Consider the following 22069-nt stretch of genomic DNA (forward strand, 5'->3'; position numbering starts at 1 on the left):
GCTCGCCAGTCATACGATTGACAGCAGTTATGACATACCGTTTCACTTTATTTCTACATATGATGCATCTATTTGACACATCTGATTCAGGAAATATGCAAAGGCCTTCAACTGAATCTCACTGTCGAAACTCATGGTCTCAGTAAAGCCATCGTCTCTTCTGCAGAATGACAATTCTATAGTCCCGTATTCTGTGGTCTCTTTTTTAATGATTGTCCTCGCCATCGTCAGTCAACTCTGTATTAATGATTATTTCGTTGAATCTTGGATGTTCCTCCAGAAGCACAACTGCTGACTTGTAGATGGACTGACCTTCCTCAAGCATTGTCTTGCAGTCTTGCTTTATATTGTTAAGCGAATCTACGTCGCCACCGACGCAAAATTCGCCGCATATTCTTTGTACCTTAATTCTCATTGCAAATTGGGTTTTTATAATATTCTACATATTGGTTTGTTTTCAGGCAGTAGCGGCCGTTGATGCACACCCTGCAGTTTTCACATTGTCTGCACTTGTCAGGCATGGGGCGATGTTTTAAAAATGCCTCGCTCTGTTTTCTTCCCAGAGAACTAGAGCGAGGTCTTTACTAGTCGGTTAGATATATCATCATTACAATAATTTCATGAGCTCGTCTCTCTTGAAATAGATTCTATTTCCCATAGTGTGATATGGTATATATCCATTCTTAGCTCGTTTATACATTGCCCATCCGGAAACGCCAAACAATTTTCCTGCTTGTACAGCATTTAGAATGTTCCCTTCCATAGAACTAATTACTGAGCTCGTTTCCATACCTGAGGAATCCTTTCTTTCCAGTGGTTCTTATAACTATAATCAGATTCCTCTTTCATGCGGTCCTCAAGGCTAACCGTAACCAAACAGTATTGTAATAAAGTCTTTTTGGACGCTGCATGCACAAACAGCCCTTTCTTCCTGGCTCTACTTGCATTGTAGTGAGAAAGCTGCACAGTAAATGACCTGTACTGGTCATAGTCATCAAATCCAACTATAGATACTTCTCCCACTTTCAAACTTCTTGCTTTTTCAAGCTGATTACTCTCAACTACTTTCATATACAATTTAAAATTAACGTAATATTTAAGATTTCTGGCATGTTAAGCCAAAAGCGAGGGCAAAGGTATAACCAACTCTTACAATGAAAACAAAAGCGGCTTTCAATCATTACTATCTATCTATTTCTTTAACTATCTTATACAAAACCAAAGAGAAATTAACAACCTATCTATGTATCAATCTTCCTATATATTTAGGTTTTTCTTCTATAATATTATGGTGTATGAAATTGTTTTCGTACGAAAAAGCGAAAATATGATACCTGTATCAAAAATAATGGGTTCGAAATTTGGTGGTATCAAATTAATAGAGTACCTTTGCACCGCAATTCAGCAATCTATCTATCTAACAGTTACTGATCCTTGCAAAAAGAGAACACAGAGGTGTGTCTAAGACCACTTAAGAAATATCGTTGCACCTAAAGAATTGATACCGATTCCAATCAGTATCAAAAACGGGCAAAACCCACTGATTATCAGTATAGGTTTGTTACTCTGCGGGTGTACTTGGGAAGGCCGACATGGCTCAGTTGGTAGAGCAACGCATTCGTAATGCGTAGGTCCCCGGTTCGAGTCCGGGTGTCGGCTCAAAAGGATGTCAATGCGGAATTAGCTCAGTTGGTAGAGCATTGGCTTCCCAAGCCGAGGGTCGCGGGTTCGAGTCCCGTATTCCGCTCATAATGAAAGAGATTCAGTTTATATCCAGTCTTCAGAATCAGAAGATAAAGCAATTAGTCTTACTGCAACAGAAATCATCGGAGCGCAAGAGGTCCGGTCTTTTTGTCGTTGAGGGTTTGCGTGAGTTGCGTCACTGTGTGAGCAAAGGCTACGAGATAGATAGTCTTTTCTTCTGTAGTGCGTTGCTTGGTGAGTCAATCGATGACTTGTTGGTGGCTCCTTCGTATGAGGTGACAGAGCAGGTTTATGAGAAGATTGCCTATCGTGGCAGCACTGAGGGTGTGGTGGCCGTGATGTGCATGAGGCACACCGCCTTAGAGGATCTGCAGTTGTCGGACAGGCCGTTGCTGGTGGTGCTGGAGAGCGTAGAGAAGCCTGGCAACCTGGGGGCGGTGCTGCGTTCGGCCGATGCCGCAGGTGCTGATGCCGTGATAGTATGCGACCCGTTGACGGATTTATATAACCCGAACCTGATTCGTGCCAGTATAGGTGCCCTGTTTACGGTGCCTACGGTGGCGGTGTCGTCTGAGGCTTGTATCCGTTTTCTGAAGGCTCGTGGCATCAGGATTCTGACGGCTCAGCTGCAGGACTCGGAACTGTATTACGACACGGATATGACGTGCGGCACGGCTATTGTGATGGGTACGGAGGCTACGGGGCTCACCAACCAGTGGCGCGTGGCGGCCGATGCTCACATACGGATTCCGATGCTGGGACAACTGGATTCGCTGAATGTGTCTGTCTCGGCGGCCATACTGCTGTTCGAGGCTGTGAGACAAAGAGAGGGAAATCACTAAGTGACTTCCCTCTCTCTCTTTTTTTCTTATCGTTACAACGCCTCATCGTCGGGGCGCTGTGGCTTCTTGACAATACGGGGCAGGTGCCTCTTCTTCCTGAGATACTCGGCCTTGCGAGCCTCGTAGTCCTGCTGGTGTTTCTCTAAATATCCGTCGGCCATGATGCGAGTGTATGCTTATTTGTTGAATTTAGCGTACGCCACATTAATCTTGATGGGCTCGTAGGGGTTGTCGGCACCTCCAACGAGTTGTGTGCTGGTCAGCGACATGTCGTGCTGAGCATTGGTTGACGAACCGCTCTCGTAGGTGATGGGCACCAGCAGCACCTTGTTCCAGTTGGGATGCTTCTGCTCCCAGTTGGCATCATTCTTAATGCCTTCCTGATATTTCTCCCATACCTTGGTGATGAGTGAAGCTATATTGGCGAAGTTATAAGTGTTTGTTCCGTTGTAGGTGGAGTTGATGTAGTTGTAGTTGGCATAGAACGACGTAGCCTGGTCGGGCACATTGTTTCCCTCGAAGAATGTCTTCAGGCTGTCCTCCTGCACCATCAGCAGGGTGTAGGGGATGCCAAACATACGACTGTCGCTCGACTCGTCGTTGATGCGCTGGAAAGAAATCTTGGCAGCAATGAGCGAGTCGTTCTCGTGACCTTCCTTGATTTCCTTGACAGGCAGTGTTACCTCAGTGAACAGACCGGCAGGCGACTTGATATAAGTGTGTGTAGTCTCTTCGGCCAGTTTCTTGATGGCCTGCTTGTCGTTGGTAATCAGCGTGGTCTGGGTGACCTCACGGGTACCTGCCAGCGTCACACCAGTGTTGACAACGGATGTGTCGCCCTGAATGGTGTAGTTCAGGCGCAGACCGATATTTGAGACTTTGGCATGGAAGCCGTAGCCGTCTGTAATCTCGAAAAAGAATCCGGGGCACACATGGCGACTGAAGGCATATGAGTTCTTGAAATACTCAGGATGCTCGTGAAACTGTCTGATGATGTATGTGCCGTAGTTATTATAGGTAACACCATTCTTGTCTGTGTAAGGCTCGTTGAGCGATACACGGATATTGTTCATATAGGATGAGGTGCCACGAAGACTGTCGTTGTCAACCAGGTTTCTGTAAGAGAACATCTTGTTCTTGTTGAGACCTTCCGTACGCACCATGCCAAGCTTCATGGGGTTGAAGTCGGAATAGTATTTCAGGCCAGTCTCCAGTGTCTTGTCCAACTCATGGACTGTCATCTTCACAGATGCCAGCGTGTCGGCCGTATTGAAGGGATTGCTGACGTAGAGTATCAGATAGCAGGAATCGGCAGCAGGCAGACCATTGTCCAGGCTCAGGAACTTATCGGCATCAGGTATTGTGACGATATCGAGCAGGTGGAACTGTGTAGCAAACTCGCTCTTGATGTCGGCCTGTGTCTGAGGGTCGCGTACCATGCCTAAATAGCAGGTGCTGCTCTGCGTGAACACAGAACCAAGATGCTCGTCGCTATTATTGAATACGGTATCGGCAATGACGGTGCGCGTCTGGACGTTGAAAACCTTTGAGGCGATATTCAGCTGGTCTTCATCGCTGGTAAGAGAGCCGCCAATCTGGTCAGTGGTCTCATCACAAGAAGAAATGGCCATTGCCGTAAGTACGACACCAGCCATATAGTGCATAATCTTTTTCATATAGAAATGATTTCTAACTATAATTCCGGACTAATCTGATCGTAGAATGCTTCGTAAGCATCTCCAAATTCCTCGCCCTGGAATCCAAGGGTAGGAATGTTCTTGTCCTTGGCATACTTCTGTAGCGTCTTACTCACGTCCTTGTCAGCAAGAATCACACCATCGCTATAGTCGATAGCCAGCTTGCCGAGGTCTTCGAATGTAAACTGGTCGTTGTAGGGAGCTAGTAATTCTACTTTTGCATCGCGGAAATCAACACACTGCTTGAAATTAGTGCCAAAGTCGCCCTGAATCTCCTTGTTGAAAAGCGAGGTGACCACCTTCGTATTGGCAAACGAAGGCTCGTCCTTGTAGGCCGTCTTGATATAGAAAGGCACAACGCCACTCATCCATCCCTGACAGTGAATGATATCGGGAACCCAGCACTGCTTCTTCACAGTCTCCAACACGCCTCTTGCGAAGAAAATAGCACGCTCGCCATTGTCGGGATAGTCCAGTCCGTTCTCATCGACGGTCATCTGACGATTAGAGAAATAATCATCATTGTCGATGAAATAAACTTGTACACGACAAGAGGGGATTGAAGCAACTTTAATAACAAGGGGGTGGTCGGTATCATCGATGATGAGGTTGATACCAGAAAGACGGATAACCTCATGCAACTGTCCGCGACGTTCATTGATATTTCCCCATTTAGGCATGAAGGTGCGAATCTCATGATTGCGATCCTGCATGGTGCGAGGTAATTCACGACCCATTACCGACATTGCGTTGTCGGGAACGTATGGGGATATCTCCTGATTGATGAATAGAATCTTCTTCTTTGCCATCTTTATGTTGTTAATAGTTGTGCAAAGGTACGAAATAATTTGCAAATAACGACAAAAAATGTGTGATTTTAGGAAAAAGTGACACTTTATATACTTATTTTTAGTGTTTTTTTTCCATATTTGAGAAATTTGTTGTTATTTTGCACCGCCAAACCAATTGGTGATTATTAAGAATGAAAGTTTTTAAGAAGATTGTTGACCTGCAGAATGCGCTTTTCGAAGAACGCAAACAGGGTAAGGAAATTGGATTAGTGCCTACAATGGGGGCTCTACACGAGGGACATGCCTCGCTGGTAAGACGTAGTGTGGGCGAGAATGGTGTGACCGTAGTGTCGGTCTTTGTTAACCCCACACAGTTTAATGATAAGAATGACCTGAAGAACTATCCTCGCGACTTAGAGGCCGACTGTGCGTTGCTGGAAAGTTGCAAGGCTGATTATGTGTTTGCACCTGAGGTGGAGGAGATGTATCCAACACCCGATACACGTCATTTTGAATTCCCACCGGTATCAACGGTGATGGAGGGCGCTCATCGTCCAGGCCATTTCAATGGTGTTTGCCAGGTGGTGAGCCGTCTGTTCTATATCGTACGTCCTGACAGGGCCTATTTCGGTGAGAAGGACTGGCAGCAGATTGCCGTGGTGAAGGCCATGGTGCGTCAGTTGGGCTTAGGCGTAAAAATTGTGGAGTGTCCTATAGTACGCGATGACGACGGACTGGCACGCAGCAGCCGCAACAGTTTGCTGGCACCAGACGAGCGCGCCATTGCTCCTGCTATCTATAAGGCTTTGAAGAGCAGCGTGACGTATGCCAAGAAGCACACGTTGAAGCAGACTCACGACAAGGTGGTAGCTGATATCAATAAGGTGGATGGTCTCGATGTGGAGTATTTCTCTATCGTGGATGGCAACACCTTGCAGGATGTAGCAGAATGGGAAGATTCTCCCTATATAGTTGGTTGTATCACTGTTTATTGTGGTAAGACGCCTATTCGTCTTATTGATCATATAAAGTATAAGGAAGCATGATGATTCAAGTACTGAAGTCTAAACTTCACTGTGTTCGGGTGACTGAGGCCAACCTGAACTATATGGGTAGTATTACTATTGATGAAGACTTGATGGATGCAGCAAATATGATTGCTGGTGAGAAGGTGCAGATTGTTGACAATAACAATGGTGAGCGCTTTGAGACTTATATCATCAAGGGCGAGCGTGGCAGTGGCTGTATCTGTCTGAACGGTGCAGCAGCCCGTAAGGTGCAGGTAGGCGATACGGTGATCATCATCTCCTATGCCCTGATGGATTTTGAGGAGGCTAAGACATTCACGCCTACTGTGGTATTCCCTAACGATAATCACATCTGAGAAAACAGATACAGACAGATAAAAAATCCCTTCAGCCTGATGACTGAAGGGATTTTTTTATGTGAGATATTACTTATTTCAGGTTCTCATTGATGAACTGTGAGAGTTCGGCACCACGCAGTCCCTTTGACAGCACCTTACCCTGCTGGTCGATGACAGCGGTGAAGGGGATGGCCTGCACGCCAAAGCTGCGTGCGATATTTGAGACGCCACCTTTCAGGTCGGACATCTGAGGCCATGTGAGTTGGAGCTCGTCGATGCAACTCACCCATGCCTTCTTGTCATCGTCGATAGAGATACCTACGATGCCAAAGCCTTTCTCCTGATAGTCTGCCAGCATCTGTTTCATTGCGGGCATCTCCTCACGACAGGGCTGGCACCATGATGCCCAGAAATCCAGGACGGTGAGCTTGTTCTGCTTCACCAGACTCATGATGCTGATTTCCTGACCCTCAGGTGTCTGCATCTTGAAATCGGGAATCTGCTGACCTACCTCCGTGGTGAATATCTCGTCAAGCATCTTCAGAATATCTTTGATAGCTTGGCGCTCCTGGAATTTGGAAGGCAGTTTTGTAATGGTCTCCTTTAACTCGTCACGTGTGAAGTCGTCACTATAGGCCATCTGGTTGATGAGGAAATAACCCAGCTCGTTGTTGAGATTGCGGAGTGCCAGATCTTTGACTTTCTTGCCAACCTCCTTCTGAATCTCAGTGTACTGCGTATAGATCTCCACTTGCTGCTCTTCGGTCAGACTGTCATTGTAGATCTTGCTCATCAGTGCCTCGCCCTTTTTCTGGGCCTCAGAGAAAATTGTACCTAATTCCTGCAAGCCTTCGTTGGACTCGGTACCAGATACCTTAGAGTCGCCAGTGGCCGAAAGCAGCAGATTGATGGTGCCTGGCTCCCTGAAGAACATGACAGAGGTCATTGTCTTCGGAGCTACAACAGTGCAAAGGAATACGGAGTCGGCTTCGCCCTCCCATTCAAATTTGCCATCTTTGACGATGAGCGTGTCGAGCGGGGTGGGAGTGTTGGACATGATGAGCAGTGTGTCACCGTCATCAATGCCCTCTACCTCACCTTCTACCTTGAAACCGTTGGAGTTACAAGATGTCATGGAAATAGCTGCAAGAGCTAATCCGAAAAGGAATTTTAGTTGTTTCATCTTTATAGTAAAATTGGTGTGACTATACCAGATACTGGTCACTGATACTCTCGTTCTCAATCACACGGCGGATGGTCTCGGCAAACATCTCGGCAACGCTGATCTGCTTCACCTTGGCGCAACGCTGGGTGTATGGGATAGAGTCGGTGAATACAATCTCCTCAAGAGCTGACTCCTGTACACGATCGCTGGCGGGACCGCTCATCACACAGTGGGATGCACAGGCACGCACGCTCTTGGCACCAGCCTCCATCATCAGGTCGGCTGCCTTGGTGATAGTGCCTGCTGTGTCAACCATATCATCGATAATGACTACGTTCTTACCTTCAACATCACCAATAATCTGCATGGTGGCTACCACATTGGCACGAGCGCGGGTCTTGTTGCACAACACCAGCGGACAGCCCAGGTATTTGGCGTATGTGTTGGCACGCTTAGAACCACCTACGTCAGGTGAAGCAATTACAAGCTCGTCGAGTTTCAGACTCTGCAGATAGGGCAGCAGCACACCTGAAGCATACAGATGGTCAACAGGTACGTCAAAGAAACCCTGAATCTGATCTGCGTGGAGGTCCATCGTGATCACACGGTTAACGCCAGCAGTGCTCAGCAGGTCGGCAACCAACTTGGCACCAATGCTAACGCGTGGCTTGTCCTTACGATCCTGACGTGCCCATCCGAAATAGGGGATGACGGCGTTGATAGTACGAGCAGATGCACGCTTGGCAGCATCGATCATCAGCAACAGCTCCATCAGGTTGTCGCTATTGGGGAATGTGCTCTGTACCAGGAAAATGTCGCGTCCACGAATAGATTCTTCGTAAGAAACGGCAAACTCTCCGTCAGAGAATTTGGTGATTTGCAATTTGCCCAGAGGGCACCCTAAACTTTGGCAGATTTTCTCAGCCAAGTATCTCGTTGCAGTACCCGAGAATACCATGTAAGAGTCTTTTGTAGTCATTGCTTATTATGTAGTACGTATAAATTGAATAGACTTAGTTAACTGCTTTTTGTAACTTCTGGAAGTGAGATATGAGATCCTTGTAGTCCTGCTCCTGATGGATGTTGAAACGATTCCACAGGTCGCCACAGATGACTACGCCTCCAAAACCCAAGTCGCGCATCTGACGGATATTGTCAAGATTGATGCCGCCCATCGCGTAGACATGCTTGTCGATAAGACCTTTCCTGCTGGCCTCGCGCAGCTCCTCCTCGCTGATTGTTTGCTTGTCTTGGGGATTGCTCTGACTGTCGAAGATGGTCTTCAGGAAAACATAATCGGCTTTCTTCTTGGCATCATGCAGTTCGGCAATACTGTGGCAGGTGCAGCTGAAATGGCCTTTGTAGCCATAGGGCAGTTCTGCATCGGCTGTATTGAGGTGAATACCTTTAAGACCAAATTCCTCACGTAGGTAGAAATGATCGTGAACGGTGATTTTCCTATAGTAATCTTCAGGTAGGAGGGTAAGCAACCGTTCGGAATAGACGGGTTCCGAATCAGGTTTGTATAAGTGCAGATTATCCATCCCTTCTTCGAAAAGAGTGGTCAGGATCTTGTCTTCTTCCACGAAAAACGTGGCCTTTGTCAGGATGATAAGTTTCATCTACAAATCTTATTATTATAAAAGCCCTTTCCTGTTAGGAATAAGGGCTTTATGTAATTAAGTGATTCCGTCGGGATTCGAACCCGAGACCCACAGCTTAGAAGGCTGTTGCTCTATCCAGCTGAGCTACGGAACCAGCCTCGCATGAGGAATGCCCTCATTTGCGAGTGCAAAGGTACTCTTTTTTTATGATATATGCAAATTTTAAACCTTAAATCTGATATATGACCTGTCATCGAACGAATTATTTCCCGCTGTGAAGGCTTTGGTGGCTTTGAACTCACCGATATTCAGGGGGTCGTTCTCACGTTGCCAGGCTAGTTTTTCCTCGGATTCCTGCAGGGTGTGGCACAGGAAGGGATAGCCATCGCTGGCCAGTACGATTTCCCATGGCTGGAAGTCGAGGGTGATGATACGCACATATTGCTCTGGGATGCGGAAGCCGTCAATGACGCTATAAGTGATGTTTTGCTGCTTCATAGCCTCCAGCATCTGTGGGATAATCTGCTGACGGGCAGTGTCGTTGACGAGGTAGTGCTCCCTGGGCTCTGCTCCTTCGTTGATAATCTGCGCCCTGTGCTCGGCTAACTCCTGTTCGTAGGGCTTTGGATTGTCGTAGAAGGTGCCGCCCACCATGCATTGGCAGTCTCCAATCATCCAGATTTCGCGATTCAAACGGCTATAGACAACGGCACTGGCCGTGAGTCTTTCCTCAGGGTGTTCTATCAGTCGGGGTATGTCCGCTTCTTTGTAGTGCTTATTGATTTGTCTGGATACCCCTATGCAGAAATCGTGGCATGAGATACCCTTTGGCACTTTGCGGATATATTTCCCGATGAGCTGCATGGCATAGCGTCCGTTGCTCTTGAAGTAACTGTATCGCTTGTCGGTTTTTGACGTAGAGCCATCGATAACGGCGATGAAATCATCCGTGACGACGATGCCGTCCTCGCTTTTCTTCTTTGGGTTTTTCGGAACGAGGTTTTGTTCGAGAATTATCATTGTTGAAGTTTGGATTATACGATTTGGGCTTATTGCCTGACGATGCACGATGTTCGCCATACGGACGCTTCTCGCCAGACGGACGATAGCCGCCTTGCGATGGTGGCATGTCGCTATACAGCTTTGCAATCAAGTCGGGACGGCCAATACGGCGTAACGACTGCTCGATGCCACGACGCTCCTCGGGCTTGTACCAGAAGAAGAACTGGCGCTGGGCCAACTTCTCCTTTGGCGTCTTGGCGCTGAACACGGGTTCGAGTGTATAAGGGTCGTAGCCTGTGTACCACGTTTCGGTGGCATTGGTAAGAGGCGTTGGTGTGAAGTCCTGCACCTGCTCGAGGTGGAAATCAAGTCCCTTGGTAATCACAGCCAATTCGGCCATATCCTCCTCCTGACAACCTGGATGGCTGGAGATGAAGTAGGGAATGATTTGCTGGCGAAGTCCCTCCTCGCGATTAATACGGTCGAAGATGCGCTTAAACTCGTAGAACTGCTGGAACGAGGGTTTGCGCATGAGGTAGAGAACACGGTCGCTGGTGTGCTCGGGGGCTACCTTCAGACGTCCTGAAACATGACGGGTAATCAGTTCGCGGGTATACTCCGCAGCGGCCTTGTTGCTGGCCTCATCCTTACTCTTATATAATAATAGGTCGTAGCGGACGCCACTGCCGATATAGCTGTGCTTGATGCCAGGAAGGGCATCTACCGAACGATAGATATCGAGCAACTTAGAGTGATCGGTGTTGAGGTTAGGGCATATCTGCGGGTGCACACATGATGGGCGACGGCATTTCTCACAGGCATTTTTATTCTTGCCGCTCATGCCATACATATTGGCCGATGGGCCACCTAAGTCGGACAGATTTCCCTTAAAGTCGGGCATCTGAATCACCTGTTTTACCTCGCGCAGGATACTCTCCTTTGAACGGCAGGTGATAAACTTGCCCTGGTGGGCCGAAATGGTACAGAAGGCGCATCCGCCAAAGCATCCGCGATGGATGTTGACGGAGAACTTAATCATGTCGTAAGCCGGAATGCGCTTGCCCTTGTATTTGGGGTGCGGCTGACGTGTGTAAGGCAAATCGAACGATGCGTCGAGCTCCTCGGTAGTCATGGGCGGGTAAGGCGGATTAATGACCACATAGCGTCCGTCAACCCCCTGCAGCAAGCGCTGGGCGTGCATCATGTTGGATTGCTCCTCCACATTCTTGAAGTTCTCGGCCTGAGCCTTTTTGTTCTTCATGCACTCCTCGTGCGAGTGGAGTACGATGTCGCGATCGGTAATGCCGCCCAGGATATCCTCCTTGCGCGAGAGATAAACGGTTTGCGGCAGGTCGCGAATATCGCGGATGCTCTCGCCGGCAGCCAGGCGGCGTGCCAGTTCAATCGTAACTTTCTCGCCCATGCCGTAGGTAATCATATCAGCAGGCGAATAGCAGAGCAGACACTTCTTAAGGCTGTCGCTCCAGTAGTCGTAATGGCTCACACGACGCAGTGAGGCCTCGATACCACCCAGTACTACAGGCACGTCGGGGTATAGCTCCTTCAGGATTTTGGTGTAGACGATGGTGGGGTATTCCGGACGCATGTCGTGACGTCCGTCAGGGGAATAGGCATCCTCTGAGCGCAGACGACGTGCAGCCGTGTATTTGTTCACCATGGAGTCCATACAGCCTGGTGATATGCCAAAGAAAAGACGTGGCTTGCCTAATTTCTTGAAGTCACGGTAGTCACCGTGCCAGTCGGGCTGGGGCACAATAGCCACACGGAATCCCGCGGCCTCGAGTGTGCGGCCAATCACGGCGGCACCAAACGATGGGTGGTCTACATAAGCATCGCCCGAAAACAGGATTACATCTACGTAATCCCATCCCCGGAGTTCTAATTCCTTTTTTGTTGTCGGTAGAAAATCAGTCAGCCGATACTCCATTATTTGCGGTTTTGTTCTTCTTCCAGTCTAGGAAGAGTGATACTAGGTTCTGCAGTCCCAGTGCCTTCATGTTGGGATGATAGATTACATCCAGGCAAAGGTCGAGGAGTGCCTTGTCGCGCCCTGTCTCTGATTCAAGAAGGGAGCGTATGTTAAACCTCAGTTTATCGAGTACGTCTTCGTCAACGTATCCGTTGGAATCGATGAGATCACGAAGCAGTTGGTACTGCTCGATAGTAGCCAGGTGCTGGTCACTTACCTCGATGCTTCTTGTACCTGAAGCGTTGGTTTGAATTTTTGCCATAATTATCTGTTAATTAGGAATTTCAATATACCACGCATAATTGATCCTTGAAGTGCTTTATCTGTGATGCATTCAAAGGGAAAACCTATTGAGAATGCGTGGTAGTCATTACCTTGATAGGCCACTGCAGCGCAAGTCTGGTTGTTGTAAACCATCGTGGGAAATGCGTTGCTGGTGGTGGGCATCAGGATGTCGCTTTTCAGGGCGGCGTAATGCTTTTCGTTCAGCTGGCGATAGAACTTGAATGTCGTGCCAAGTCCCTTGACGTCTCCACTCAGGTCGTTGTTGGTTCCCTCGTAGCTGACCTTCAGGACGTCGGCAAGGAATGCCTTCTCTTCGTCGTTGGTCATGTCAGAACCGATATAGGCTCCGCTTACCAGCAGGTTGCCGCCGCAGGCTGTATAGTCTCTCAGTCGTTCCTGCATAGCCTGACGGAAACTCTTGTATGGCACTAAGCTGTGCCCGTCATTTTTCTCCAGTCCTAACAGCAGGTCAATGGCCTGGTATCTGTTCAGGTCGCAGTCGCCTTTTTCAATGGCCAGTGAAGAACTGCTGACGATACTGTATTCTCCAGCCGAACGGATGGCACTGGCATGGGTGCCTACATAGTTGAAGTCGTTGCCGGCAATGAACATACCCTGAAAATCGTTTGTGGTATATCCTAAGCCCGTCTCGTTCTCAATACCCATGCGCTTGACGTCGAAATTACGCTGTAGTCCCAGCCATCCGGCTGTCCTGCCATACGACACACCAATGTCTTCGTTGAGGTCAAAACCCTGTCCCTCCTTACTGATGGCGGGTGATGAGAGTCGGTTGAACCCATTGACTATCATGATGGTCTTGGTGGATTTGGGGTTGTAGAGTGCGGCGAGAACCTCAGTGGGAAAACTCTTTCCCCCCTCGTTGATGGCTGCTATGCGGAAGCGGTAGAGCACGTTGGGCTTCAGTTGTACATGACAGGAAGTGCCTCTGAGCAGAGTGCCATTGTCAAAATCGCTGTTGTCCTGGGCAATGTATAATACGTAGCCCGTCGGAGCAGATGAGGGCTCCTGTCCGTCTATGACGCCCTGCCAACTGATAATCGCTTCGCCTGCTTTTTCTGAGAACTCTATGTGGAAACGATTAGGCGCCAAGGGTTGTACCACAGCCTCTTTCTTGTGCTTGCTGGTGATATAGCGCAGGATGGTCTTGTAGACAGAACGTGCCAACGTGAACCGGAAGTTGGGATCCTGACCATAGCGCATATCCCCGAAATTCTGATGCGACAGCGTTTCAAGGATGGAGCTGGGAACGATGGGCAGACGTGTCTCAGAGTAATTGCGGTCTCTTACCTGACGTCTGGTCCAGTCGCCATAACTGTATTTCATGTCGGCGGTCAGGTTGTTGAGCAGGGCCGTGGCCAGTTCTCTTGAGGCCTCACGACTGATGCCTGCCGCCAAACAACTGTCGCCATAATTGGTGGTGCAGATGGAGAGAGAGCCATAGACGCCCTCACCAGTCTCTGTATAGCCTGCATCGCTATGGATGGCCAGCGACAGTTCTATAGGAACGTGACGACCAATGGAATCTGGTGCAAAAACAGAACCGCCACAAAGCAGGTTGGTCATCAGGGAACGCACGTTGAGGTCGTCGCCATAGTCGTTCTCGCCATTCTTGCAACTATATATCTCGTAAGGCATTCCTGCCCATTGTGCATAATATCGTGCGCCTTCCAGACAACGGGGCAGTCCGCTGGTTTCGCCCCCTCGTTCTATGTTACCCATACCACCGCCAAAGCGGACGGCATCAGTCGTGACTACGCCTTTGTGCTTGCTGAGGTTGGATACTACGACCTTGTTTCTTTCGCTGCATCCCTCGTCAAAATCAAATGTACCCAGATAGACCCATGTGAATCCGCCCATCTGCTGGTTGACCTTGAACTCAGTCTTCTGACCTTGGTGATAGACGATGTAGTGGGCGTCGTCAATGCTCTCTTCTACGGTCTGGTAACTGATATAGACTGCATATCGGCCCGTTTCGGGGATGGTGGGCTGATAGGTGACGGTACTCTGTTTGGAACTGTTGTGCGTGGTTTCTGCCATGCGTGCCGTACCGGCCATGAAGGGATTGTCCTTGTCCTGATAAGTTCCTTGGTGAATGGCAAACCCCTGACTGGGAGCTGTTTCCCAAGGATGGCGCAGGTTGCTTTCATGGTAGTTGACAAACGGAGGCATGTTGTCGTTGTCTACGATGATCTCGTTGCGCTGCCAGTCGCGTTCGCGTGGTGTGAAAACATTCGCTCCGGCGTTCTCGAGCATGGGGATGAGGTAGGGGATTACGATGGTCTGGGTGAAGAGATCTTCCGTCGTTCCGAAGAGAGCTGGTCTCTGCCAGCGCCATTTTCCCTCGTTGTTGTCGAAATAGCGCCCGTGACTGGCCCATAGCGAAAGATGCCGCCCGTCGAGTCCGTGCTCAATAGTGTAGGGGCGTGATACGTTCTTGACCCATGGCTCACCCTTATAGTCGATATGTCCCCATGAAGTCTGGGCTGACAGACTTTGAATGCCTGCCAGCAGGAGTGTGATAATAAATAGAGGTGTTTGTCTAGACATTACCAATTGTAAACAGTTCGGGCCGCTTGCCCTTGAAATCCTTGAAGTATAGTTTAATTTCGCGCATGTCGGCCTCCAGGTCACCTGTGGGGATGATGGTCTTCGTGCACTTGATGTGTTTCTTTTCGTAGTCGAGTCCGTAGAGCAGGATGGGTATGCCTGCCTTCAGGGCAATGAAATAGAAGCCCTTCTTCCATTCCTCCACACGTGAGCGTGTGCCCTCCGGGGTGATGCAGAGATGGAATACCGGGGTCTGTTTGGCTGTTTCAGCCATAGAGTCTGTCATGCTGGTATGTTTCTGACGGTATACGGGGATGCCGCCCATCCATTTGAAGATGGGACCCAATGGCCAGAAAAACCACTCCTTTTTCATTAAAAAATTACTGCCTAGACCTTTGGCGCCGTTGTAGAGCTGTCCGATGAGGAAGTCCCAGTTGCTGGTATGGGGAGCCAGGCAGATAATGTATTTTTCAGGATGTTCCTCAGTCACTTCGGTTGTCCATCCCATTTTCTCGAACAATAGCCAGTTACAAAATTTCTGCCACATTTACAGGTTGTTTATTTGATCTACGATTTCGCTGACTTGAGCGGCAAACTTTTCGCGCAAATCCTTGTAGTATGCGCTGGCCTTGATGCCCGGCTCGGGGTGTGATACGCGGCTGATGAAGTTGCGCTGGGTCTTGACGACTGCCACAAGCAATGCCTCTGTGTTTTCCTTGCTGACTTCGTTTCCATACAGCGAAGCAGCCACGCCTTCAGTAAATAGTTCTTCGCAAATCTGGTTTATTGCCTTCTTTAGTGATCTCTTGTTTGCCATAGTCTTTAAAGTTGTTGAATCCTTTGCAAAGATACAAAATGATTTTGAATCCACCAAATACTTCTTTAATTTTTTGTGTTTTTCGTTTTTATTTCGTACCTTTGCAACCTGATTTTGAAATGTTATTTTTAATCAAATAAATTGTTCTAGAACAGTATGGAAAAAAGTGCATTGCAGATTGCAAGAGCAGCCTATCAGCCCAAGCTGCCCCGTGGATTGAAGGGCGCAGTAAAAGCTGTAGAAGGTGCTGCCACTCAGAGTGTTGACAACCAGGAAGAAATCAAGGCTCTCTTCCCCAATACCTACGGAATGCCTCTCGTAGAGTTCGTTCCCGGTGAAGAGAAGAGCTACGAGCCCATGAATGTGGGTATTATCCTTAGTGGTGGTCAGGCTCCTGGCGGTCACAACGTGATTACCGGTCTGTTTGATGCTGTGAAGCGTCTGAATCCCGCCAACCGTCTTTATGGTTTCATCCTGGGTCCTGGTGGTCTGGTAGACCACAACTACATGGAACTGACCAAGGAGATTGTCGACGAGTATCGTAACACTGGTGGTTTTGATATGATCGGTTCTGGTCGTACAAAGCTGGAGAAGGTAGAGCAGTTTGAGAAGGGTCTCGAGATTATCCGTGAGCTCGGCATCAAGGCTATCGTGATTATCGGTGGTGACGACTCTAATACCAACGCTTGTGTGCTGGCTGAGTACTATGCCGCCAAGAACTATGGCGTACAGGTTATCGGTTGTCCTAAGACCATCGACGGTGACTTGAAGAACGATCAGATTGAGACTTCATTCGGTTTCGATACCGCTTGTAAGACTTACTCTGAGCTGATTGGTAACATTGAGCGCGACTGTAACTCAGCCCGTAAGTACTGGCACTTCATCAAGGTGATGGGTCGCTCAGCATCTCACATCGCCCTGGAGTGCGCTTTGCAGACTCAGCCCAATATCTGTCTCGTTTCTGAGGAGATTGAGGAGAAGGCTATGAGCCTCGATGATATCGTAGCATATATTGCTAATGCAGTAGCTGTTCGTGCTGCTGATGGTAACAACTTCGGTACAGTAGTTATCCCCGAGGGTGTTATCGAGTTCATCCCTGCCATCAAGAAGCTGATTGCCCAGTTGAATGACGTGCTGGCTTTGCCCGAGGCTAAGAATATCAGCCGCGACGAGCAGGTAGACTTCGCCAAGAGTCACCTCACAGCCGAGAACCTCGCTGTGTTCAACAGCCTGCCCGAGGGTGTTGCCCGTCAGTTGGCTCTTGACCGTGACCCTCACGGAAACGTACAGGTGTCACTCATTGAGACAGAGAAACTGCTGTCAGAGATGGTTGCTAAGAAGCTCGACGCTATGAAGGCCGAGGGTAAGTTCGTTGGTAAGTTTGCGGCCCAGCACCACTTCTTCGGATACGAGGGACGTTGCGCTGCTCCTTCAAACTTCGATGCTGACTACTGCTATGCCCTGGGTACCAGCGCTGCCCAGCTGATTGCTGCCGGCAAGACTGGCTACATGGCTATCGTGAAGAATACGACTGCTCCTGCCGACGAGTGGAAGGCTGGTGGTGTGCCCATCACGATGATGATGAACATGGAGAAGCGTAATGGTGAGATGAAGCCCGTTATCCGTAAGGCTCTCGTTGAGTTGGACGGCAAACCCTTCAAGACCTTTGCTGCACAGCGTGACCGTTGGGCTCGTGAGACAGCTTACGTTTATCCCGGTCCTATCCAGTACTGGGGTCCCACAGAGGTTTGTGACCAGCCTACGAAGACATTGGCTCTTGAGCAGAGCAAATAATGCCAGGAAGTCATTCCAAATACACTACATCGCGAAGTCAGGCGGGCAGAAAGAAGCCTCGTCTGACTTCGCCTGTTCGTAGAAAGAAGCCAGGCTTTTTTATACGTCTTCTCCGTCATGTGCCCCGTTGGGCGTGGTGGATAGGCGGACTGGCTATCATCTCTGTCTATATTGCTTTCTTCTATTACTTGTTTGTATCGCCTTACGGATTCCGCTGGCGTGCGCTCTATGGTGAGGTCAACTATCCCGAGGGTTTTGACATCCATGGTATTGACGTCAGTCACTATCAGGGTGAGATAGACTGGGAGGTGCTGCGTAATCAGGGCACTATCGATGATTGTCCTATCCGTTTTGTGATGATAAAGGCTACGGAGGGTGCCACCAAGGTTGACGAGAATTTCGAGGATAACTTCTTCCAGGCGCGCGAGTACGGGTTTACACGTGGTGCTTACCATTTTTACAGCACCCGTTCAAGTGCTGCCGACCAGGCCCGCTTCTTTATCCGCAACGTGAAACTGGAGAATGGTGACCTGCCTCCAGTACTTGACGTAGAGCATAAGCCTAAGGGGCAGACAACGGAAGCCTTCAAGCAGAGTGTCCTGGAATGGCTGCAGATTGTTGAGAAACACTATGGTGTAAAGCCCATCCTTTATACCTATTATAAATTTAAGATGGAAAACCTTAACGACTCGGTGTTCGACCAGTATCCTTACTGGATAGCCCATTACTATGTGGACAGTGTGGAGTATCAGGGACAGTGGAAGTTCTGGCAACATACCGATGCAGGTAGTCTGCCGGGCATCAAGGGGCCTGTCGACTTCAATATCTACAACGGGTCGTACTATGATTTGCGTCAGTTGACCATTGGCAGTCAGGAGACCATCGGTGTAGACGCTTATCGTGATAATGATTAATATGATGGATTATAAGATTCTGATCGATAAATACTATCCGGAGGACGACGACTTGAAGGCGCTGCTGATGAAACATTCGCGCCAGGTGGCTGATAAATGTATCCTGGCCTGTGAGCGTCATCCAGAACTGCAACTTGACAGGGCTTTCGTTGAAGAGGCTGCCATGCTCCACGATATCGGTATCCGCTGGTGTCATGCGCCCGGCATCTTCTGTGAGGGCGAAGAACCTTATATCCGTCATGGACTTATTGGTGGGGAGATACTTCGGAAGGAGGGCTTTCCGCAACATGCGCGTGTGTGCGAACGCCATACGGGCACAGGACTGACGCGTGAGCAGATTATACGACAGAACCTGCCTCTTCCCGAAGAGGATTTTACCCCAGAGACACTTGAGGAACAACTGGTATGCTATGCCGACAAATTTTTCTCGAAATCTCATCCTGACAGAGTGCTGTCTGTAGCGGATGCAGCCCGTAGTTTGGAGAAATTCGGTCTCGAGGGCGTGGAAAAGTTCCTTGAATGGGCTAAAAAGTTTGAATAAATGCGAAAATGACAACATAATTCATTTTTTATTTGTACTTTTGCACCCGTGAAACGCAAATCGGTCATATTTTTAATGCTTTCCGCTTTTCTTTGTATGCTGGCGGGAATACCTTCAACACCATATCAGGATAATTCAAGGACACTGGATGGCGATTCGTTGGAGGTGGCCGATTCTATTCTGTTTGACTCTATTCTCGCATCTCTTGATACGGTCCCAGCATCATTTGATTCCCTTTTTTCGGACACGACGATATCGCGTGGCGCCCGTCAGGCTGCAGCAGCCCTGAAGCGTGACACCACGGTGATGGACTCGCTGGAACTGGCTATCTATCTCCATAATAAGGCTGTTGACGACTCGCTGGCACTCGACAGTATCAATCGTCAGAGAAAGCATGGTATTGATTCTCCCGTGGAGTTCTCGGCCAACGACTCTTTGCTCTATGAGGCCGGCCATGGCATGGCCTATCTCTTTGGTAATTCCCATGTGAAATACCAGAACATGGATCTGCAGAGCGAGAATATCTATCTGAGTCTCGACTCTTCACTCGTTCATGCTACCGGCGCACGTGATTCCGTTTCAGGAAAGCTCTTCGGCAATCCTGTGTTCCAGATGGGCAACGATACTTATCAGAGTGATACGATGGCTTTCAACTTCAAGACGAAGAAAGGTTTTATCCAGCAGGTATATACCGAGCAGCAGGAGGGCTACCTCACCAGTCAGCTTTCCAAGCGTGGCGCTAATGGTGAACTCTATCTGCAGCACGGACGCTATACGACATGTGACGAACCCCATCCTGACTTCTACCTGGCGCTCTCACGCGCAAAGGTTCGTCCCGGAAAGGATGTGGTATTCGGTCCTGCCTATCTCGTGGTATGCGATGTGCCCCTGCCATTGGCTATTCCTTATGGCTTCTTCCCCTTTACGAAGAGCTACTCCAGCGGTTTCATCATGCCTACCTATGGTGACGAGACTGAGCGTGGCTTCTATCTGCGTGATGGTGGTTACTATTTCGCCATCAGCGACCAGATGGATCTGAAACTGCTCGGTGAGATCTATACGAAGGGCTCATGGGGTGTCAGCGCAGCATCCAATTACCGCAAGCGTTATCGCTATAGCGGCTCTTTCTATGGCAGTTACCAGAACTCGGTGACGGGTGAGAAGAATCTGCCCGACTATTCCAAGACAACGAGCTTCAAGATCCAGTGGAGCCATCGTCAGGACGCAAAGGCCAATCCTTATTCTACGCTCTCGGCATCGGTGAACTTTGCTACCAGCAGTTATGAGCGCAACAACCTGACTTCTATGTATAACCCTCAGACGATGACGCAGTCTACGCGTACATCATCTGTCAGCTATAGCACTTCATTCTCAAGCATCGGCATGAGTCTGAGTACCACGATGAACCTGAACCAGAACATGCGTGACTCAACCATCGCCATGACGATGCCTGACCTGAATATCTCTATCTCGCGCTTCTACCCGTTCAAGCGAAAGCATATGGTGGGCAAGCAGCGCTGGTACGAGAAGATTGCCATGTCGTATACGGGTCATTTCAGCAACTCTATCTCTACGAAAGAGGATAAGCTGATGCATTCTAACCTGATCAAGGACTGGCGCAATGGTATGCAGCACTCTATTCCTGTGAGTGCCAGCTTCACCGTGCTCAACTATATCAACCTGACGGCATCGTTCAATTTCACGGACCGCACTTATACCAATAAGATTATGCGTTCATGGGATGGTACGACGGAACAGAGGGATACCATCTATGGTCTCTATAACGTCTACAACTGGAACATGTCGCTGGCTGCTTCTACCAAGTTGTATGGCTTCCTGACGCCTCCCCGTGGTTTCCTGGGCGGCAGGATCCAGAAGATCCGTCATGTCTTCACGCCTCAGGTCAGCCTGAACTATGCGCCCGACTTCAGCGCATCCCGCTATGGCTATTACGAGACATACCAGAAGACGGATAGCGAGGGTAATGTGACGATGGTGGAGTATTCTCCTTTCCAAAACTCACTCTACGGCGTACCTGGCAAGGGAAAGACGGGTAGCATCGCCTTTGATATGTCCAACAACCTGGAGATGAAGATGTACGACCGTAATGACTCGTTGAGGAAAATCAGCCTGATTGATGAGTTCGGTGCATCTATGTCGTACAACATGGCGGCGAAGATCCGTCCCTGGAGCGATTTGTCTACCCGTATCCGTCTGAAGCTCACGAAGAACTATACCCTCAACATGAACGCCGTCTTTGCCAGCTATGTCTACGAGGCCGACTCGGTAGGTGCCCGTCCGCGTCTCAGCGAGCATACCACCTATTGGGAGCAAGGTAAGATAGGCCGTTTCCAGGGTATGTCGCAAAACCTGTCGTACACCATCTCCAACGAGAAGATCTCCAAGATCTTCAAGTGGCTCAGGGGTGAGCGTGATAATAAGAAGGATAAGGATGAGAACGAGCCGGCTCTTGACGACATCAATAGTATCGAGTCGAATGTTGACCCCGATATGGAGAAAGCCAAGCATGGCGCCAGGAAGCAGAATGCCGGACTGGCTGAGACCGATGAAGACGGTTACATGCCTTTCTCTATGCCCTGGTCTGTCAGCTTCGGCTATGGTATCACCATGCGTGAGGATACCGACGTGAAGAAGTTCAATTACAACACGATGCGCTATCCTTATAAGTTCACGCAGAACCTGAACATGAGTGGTAATATCCGCCTGAGTGACGGATGGAATATCTCGTTCTCTTCCGGTTACGACTTTGAGAACAAGAAGATTTCCATGACCACGGCATCACTCTCGCGCGACCTGCATTGCTTCAACATGTCGTGCTCTGTAGTGCTGTCGCCCTATACCAGCTATAACTTCTCGTTCCGTTGTAACGCTTCTACGCTTACCGATGCCTTGAAGTACGATAAGCGTAGCGGATATAGCAATTCTGTCCAGTGGTATTAATCCTGTCTTATTCCTAAAACGAATAAGA

21 protein-coding genes and 3 tRNA genes are annotated in these 22069 nt (G+C 49.0%); 9 read left to right on the top strand and 15 right to left on the bottom strand.

Going from position 1 to position 22069, the window contains the following annotated elements; all coding sequences use genetic code 11:
- Nucleotides 1-205: 205 nt before the first annotated feature.
- Together L6468_RS06125 and L6468_RS06130 are read right to left on the bottom strand one after the other, a co-directional pair.
- A complete protein-coding gene (locus L6468_RS06125; protein WP_237796499.1) occupies nucleotides 206-415 on the bottom strand; it encodes a hypothetical protein in 210 nt (69 codons plus the stop codon).
- Between the two features lie 356 nt (nucleotides 416-771).
- Nucleotides 772-1071: a hypothetical protein gene (locus tag L6468_RS06130; RefSeq protein WP_237796501.1), complete on the bottom strand. Its 300-nt coding sequence runs from the start codon at nucleotides 1069-1071 to the stop codon at nucleotides 772-774.
- A 515-nt stretch (nucleotides 1072-1586) separates the two neighbouring features.
- Between L6468_RS06130 and L6468_RS06135 the strand changes: the two genes are divergently transcribed.
- The 3 genes from L6468_RS06135 to L6468_RS06145 all read left to right on the top strand — a co-directional run bounded on the left by L6468_RS06135 (nucleotide 1587) and on the right by L6468_RS06145 (nucleotide 2546).
- Nucleotides 1587-1659, top strand: a tRNA-Thr gene (locus tag L6468_RS06135).
- 15 nt (nucleotides 1660-1674) lie between these two features.
- A tRNA-Gly gene (locus L6468_RS06140) sits at nucleotides 1675-1747 on the top strand.
- A gap of 4 nt (nucleotides 1748-1751) precedes the next feature.
- Nucleotides 1752-2546 (top strand): TrmH family RNA methyltransferase, encoded by a 795-nt coding sequence (locus L6468_RS06145; RefSeq protein WP_237796502.1) that lies wholly within the window; start codon nucleotides 1752-1754, stop codon nucleotides 2544-2546.
- 32 nt (nucleotides 2547-2578) lie between these two features.
- On the opposite strand, the gene L6468_RS06150 is transcribed toward L6468_RS06145, so the two are convergent.
- Genes L6468_RS06150 through L6468_RS06160 form a run of 3 tightly spaced genes read right to left on the bottom strand, consistent with a single transcriptional unit; the run spans nucleotide 2579 to nucleotide 5052 of the window.
- Complete coding sequence (locus L6468_RS06150) at nucleotides 2579-2707, bottom strand: dehydrogenase (RefSeq protein WP_091818768.1); 129 nt, start codon at nucleotides 2705-2707, stop codon at nucleotides 2579-2581.
- Between the two features lie 15 nt (nucleotides 2708-2722).
- The gene (locus tag L6468_RS06155; protein ID WP_237796504.1) at nucleotides 2723-4222 is read right to left on the bottom strand and encodes a DUF4270 domain-containing protein; all 1500 of its coding nucleotides are present in this window, start codon (nucleotides 4220-4222) and stop codon (nucleotides 2723-2725) included.
- Between the two features lie 17 nt (nucleotides 4223-4239).
- Nucleotides 4240-5052: a glycogen/starch synthase gene (locus L6468_RS06160; protein ID WP_237796506.1), complete on the bottom strand. Its 813-nt coding sequence runs from the start codon at nucleotides 5050-5052 to the stop codon at nucleotides 4240-4242.
- Between the two features lie 173 nt (nucleotides 5053-5225).
- On the opposite strand from L6468_RS06160, the gene panC reads away from it, so the two are divergent.
- On the top strand, nucleotides 5226-6080 hold the full coding sequence (gene panC, locus L6468_RS06165) for a pantoate--beta-alanine ligase (protein WP_237796514.1): 855 nt from the start codon (nucleotides 5226-5228) through the stop codon (nucleotides 6078-6080).
- Nucleotides 6077-6418 carry an aspartate 1-decarboxylase gene (panD, locus tag L6468_RS06170; RefSeq protein WP_091851945.1) on the top strand — a complete coding sequence of 114 codons (342 nt, stop codon included), beginning with the start codon at nucleotides 6077-6079 and terminating at the stop codon, nucleotides 6416-6418. Before panC ends, panD begins: the two co-directional genes overlap by 4 nt.
- A 73-nt stretch (nucleotides 6419-6491) precedes the next feature.
- Here the strand turns inward: panD and L6468_RS06175 are convergent, their stop codons facing one another.
- The 10 genes from L6468_RS06175 to L6468_RS06220 form a co-directional block, all read right to left on the bottom strand.
- On the bottom strand, nucleotides 6492-7583 hold the full coding sequence (locus tag L6468_RS06175; protein ID WP_237796516.1) for a TlpA disulfide reductase family protein: 1092 nt from the start codon (nucleotides 7581-7583) through the stop codon (nucleotides 6492-6494).
- 22 nt (nucleotides 7584-7605) lie between these two features.
- Nucleotides 7606-8544, bottom strand: coding sequence for a ribose-phosphate pyrophosphokinase (locus tag L6468_RS06180; RefSeq protein ID WP_091818762.1), 939 nt, complete (start codon nucleotides 8542-8544; stop codon nucleotides 7606-7608).
- A 34-nt stretch (nucleotides 8545-8578) separates the two neighbouring features.
- On the bottom strand, nucleotides 8579-9187 hold the full coding sequence (locus L6468_RS06185; protein WP_237796518.1) for a thiamine phosphate synthase: 609 nt from the start codon (nucleotides 9185-9187) through the stop codon (nucleotides 8579-8581).
- A gap of 62 nt (nucleotides 9188-9249) precedes the next feature.
- A tRNA-Arg gene (locus L6468_RS06190) sits at nucleotides 9250-9323 on the bottom strand.
- Between the two features lie 68 nt (nucleotides 9324-9391).
- The gene (locus L6468_RS06195) at nucleotides 9392-10189 is read right to left on the bottom strand and encodes a hypothetical protein (RefSeq protein ID WP_237796525.1); all 798 of its coding nucleotides are present in this window, start codon (nucleotides 10187-10189) and stop codon (nucleotides 9392-9394) included.
- Nucleotides 10113-12119 (bottom strand): YgiQ family radical SAM protein, encoded by a 2007-nt coding sequence (locus L6468_RS06200; RefSeq protein ID WP_237796527.1) that lies wholly within the window; start codon nucleotides 12117-12119, stop codon nucleotides 10113-10115. The genes L6468_RS06195 and L6468_RS06200 overlap by 77 nt, the downstream gene beginning before the upstream one ends.
- Complete coding sequence (locus L6468_RS06205; protein WP_091818758.1) at nucleotides 12100-12423, bottom strand: DUF8442 family protein; 324 nt, start codon at nucleotides 12421-12423, stop codon at nucleotides 12100-12102. Before L6468_RS06205 ends, L6468_RS06200 begins: the two co-directional genes overlap by 20 nt.
- Before the next feature lie 2 nt (nucleotides 12424-12425).
- Complete coding sequence (locus tag L6468_RS06210) at nucleotides 12426-15014, bottom strand: golvesin C-terminal-like domain-containing protein (RefSeq protein WP_237796529.1); 2589 nt, start codon at nucleotides 15012-15014, stop codon at nucleotides 12426-12428.
- Nucleotides 15007-15561, bottom strand: a complete 555-nt coding sequence (locus L6468_RS06215) for a 1-acyl-sn-glycerol-3-phosphate acyltransferase (protein ID WP_091818756.1) — start codon at nucleotides 15559-15561, stop codon at nucleotides 15007-15009. Before L6468_RS06215 ends, L6468_RS06210 begins: the two co-directional genes overlap by 8 nt.
- On the bottom strand, nucleotides 15562-15831 hold the full coding sequence (locus L6468_RS06220; RefSeq protein ID WP_091818755.1) for a hypothetical protein: 270 nt from the start codon (nucleotides 15829-15831) through the stop codon (nucleotides 15562-15564). It lies immediately after the preceding gene.
- A gap of 156 nt (nucleotides 15832-15987) precedes the next feature.
- On the opposite strand from L6468_RS06220, the gene L6468_RS06225 reads away from it, so the two are divergent.
- From L6468_RS06225 to L6468_RS06240, 4 genes are all read left to right on the top strand, one after another.
- Nucleotides 15988-17625 (top strand): diphosphate--fructose-6-phosphate 1-phosphotransferase, encoded by a 1638-nt coding sequence (locus L6468_RS06225; protein ID WP_091818754.1) that lies wholly within the window; start codon nucleotides 15988-15990, stop codon nucleotides 17623-17625.
- A complete protein-coding gene (locus L6468_RS06230) occupies nucleotides 17625-18539 on the top strand; it encodes a glycoside hydrolase family 25 protein (protein ID WP_091818753.1) in 915 nt (304 codons plus the stop codon). The genes L6468_RS06225 and L6468_RS06230 overlap by 1 nt, the downstream gene beginning before the upstream one ends.
- 4 nt (nucleotides 18540-18543) lie before the next feature.
- Nucleotides 18544-19080 carry an HDIG domain-containing metalloprotein gene (locus tag L6468_RS06235; RefSeq protein WP_091818775.1) on the top strand — a complete coding sequence of 179 codons (537 nt, stop codon included), beginning with the start codon at nucleotides 18544-18546 and terminating at the stop codon, nucleotides 19078-19080.
- Nucleotides 19081-19176: 96 nt separating this feature from the next.
- A complete protein-coding gene (locus L6468_RS06240) occupies nucleotides 19177-22041 on the top strand; it encodes a putative LPS assembly protein LptD (RefSeq protein WP_091818752.1) in 2865 nt (954 codons plus the stop codon).
- The last annotated feature ends 28 nt before the right edge of the window (nucleotides 22042-22069 follow it).

This window comes from Prevotella communis (assembly GCF_022024115.1).
In the GTDB taxonomy this organism is placed as follows: domain Bacteria; phylum Bacteroidota; class Bacteroidia; order Bacteroidales; family Bacteroidaceae; genus Prevotella; species Prevotella communis.

Bases quoted from the DNA above. Each gene is read 5' to 3' on its own strand.
- L6468_RS06125 (WP_237796499.1), bottom strand. From the start codon at position 415: ATGAGAATTAAGGTACAAAGAATATGCGGCGAATTTTGCGTCGGTGGC.
- L6468_RS06130 (WP_237796501.1), bottom strand. From the start codon at position 1,071: ATGAAAGTAGTTGAGAGTAATCAGCTTGAAAAAGCAAGAAGTTTGAAA.
- L6468_RS06145 (WP_237796502.1), top strand. From the start codon at position 1,752: ATGAAAGAGATTCAGTTTATATCCAGTCTTCAGAATCAGAAGATAAAG.
- L6468_RS06150 (WP_091818768.1), bottom strand. From the start codon at position 2,707: ATGGCCGACGGATATTTAGAGAAACACCAGCAGGACTACGAGGCTCGC.
- L6468_RS06155 (WP_237796504.1), bottom strand. From the start codon at position 4,222: ATGAAAAAGATTATGCACTATATGGCTGGTGTCGTACTTACGGCAATG.
- L6468_RS06160 (WP_237796506.1), bottom strand. From the start codon at position 5,052: ATGGCAAAGAAGAAGATTCTATTCATCAATCAGGAGATATCCCCATAC.
- panC (WP_237796514.1), top strand. From the start codon at position 5,226: ATGAAAGTTTTTAAGAAGATTGTTGACCTGCAGAATGCGCTTTTCGAA.
- panD (WP_091851945.1), top strand. From the start codon at position 6,077: ATGATGATTCAAGTACTGAAGTCTAAACTTCACTGTGTTCGGGTGACT.
- L6468_RS06175 (WP_237796516.1), bottom strand. From the start codon at position 7,583: ATGAAACAACTAAAATTCCTTTTCGGATTAGCTCTTGCAGCTATTTCC.
- L6468_RS06180 (WP_091818762.1), bottom strand. From the start codon at position 8,544: ATGACTACAAAAGACTCTTACATGGTATTCTCGGGTACTGCAACGAGA.
- L6468_RS06185 (WP_237796518.1), bottom strand. From the start codon at position 9,187: ATGAAACTTATCATCCTGACAAAGGCCACGTTTTTCGTGGAAGAAGAC.
- L6468_RS06195 (WP_237796525.1), bottom strand. From the start codon at position 10,189: ATGATAATTCTCGAACAAAACCTCGTTCCGAAAAACCCAAAGAAGAAA.
- L6468_RS06200 (WP_237796527.1), bottom strand. From the start codon at position 12,119: ATGGAGTATCGGCTGACTGATTTTCTACCGACAACAAAAAAGGAATTA.
- L6468_RS06205 (WP_091818758.1), bottom strand. From the start codon at position 12,423: ATGGCAAAAATTCAAACCAACGCTTCAGGTACAAGAAGCATCGAGGTA.
- L6468_RS06210 (WP_237796529.1), bottom strand. From the start codon at position 15,014: ATGTCTAGACAAACACCTCTATTTATTATCACACTCCTGCTGGCAGGC.
- L6468_RS06215 (WP_091818756.1), bottom strand. From the start codon at position 15,561: ATGTGGCAGAAATTTTGTAACTGGCTATTGTTCGAGAAAATGGGATGG.
- L6468_RS06220 (WP_091818755.1), bottom strand. From the start codon at position 15,831: ATGGCAAACAAGAGATCACTAAAGAAGGCAATAAACCAGATTTGCGAA.
- L6468_RS06225 (WP_091818754.1), top strand. From the start codon at position 15,988: ATGGAAAAAAGTGCATTGCAGATTGCAAGAGCAGCCTATCAGCCCAAG.
- L6468_RS06230 (WP_091818753.1), top strand. From the start codon at position 17,625: ATGCCAGGAAGTCATTCCAAATACACTACATCGCGAAGTCAGGCGGGC.
- L6468_RS06235 (WP_091818775.1), top strand. From the start codon at position 18,544: ATGGATTATAAGATTCTGATCGATAAATACTATCCGGAGGACGACGAC.
- L6468_RS06240 (WP_091818752.1), top strand. From the start codon at position 19,177: ATGCTGGCGGGAATACCTTCAACACCATATCAGGATAATTCAAGGACA.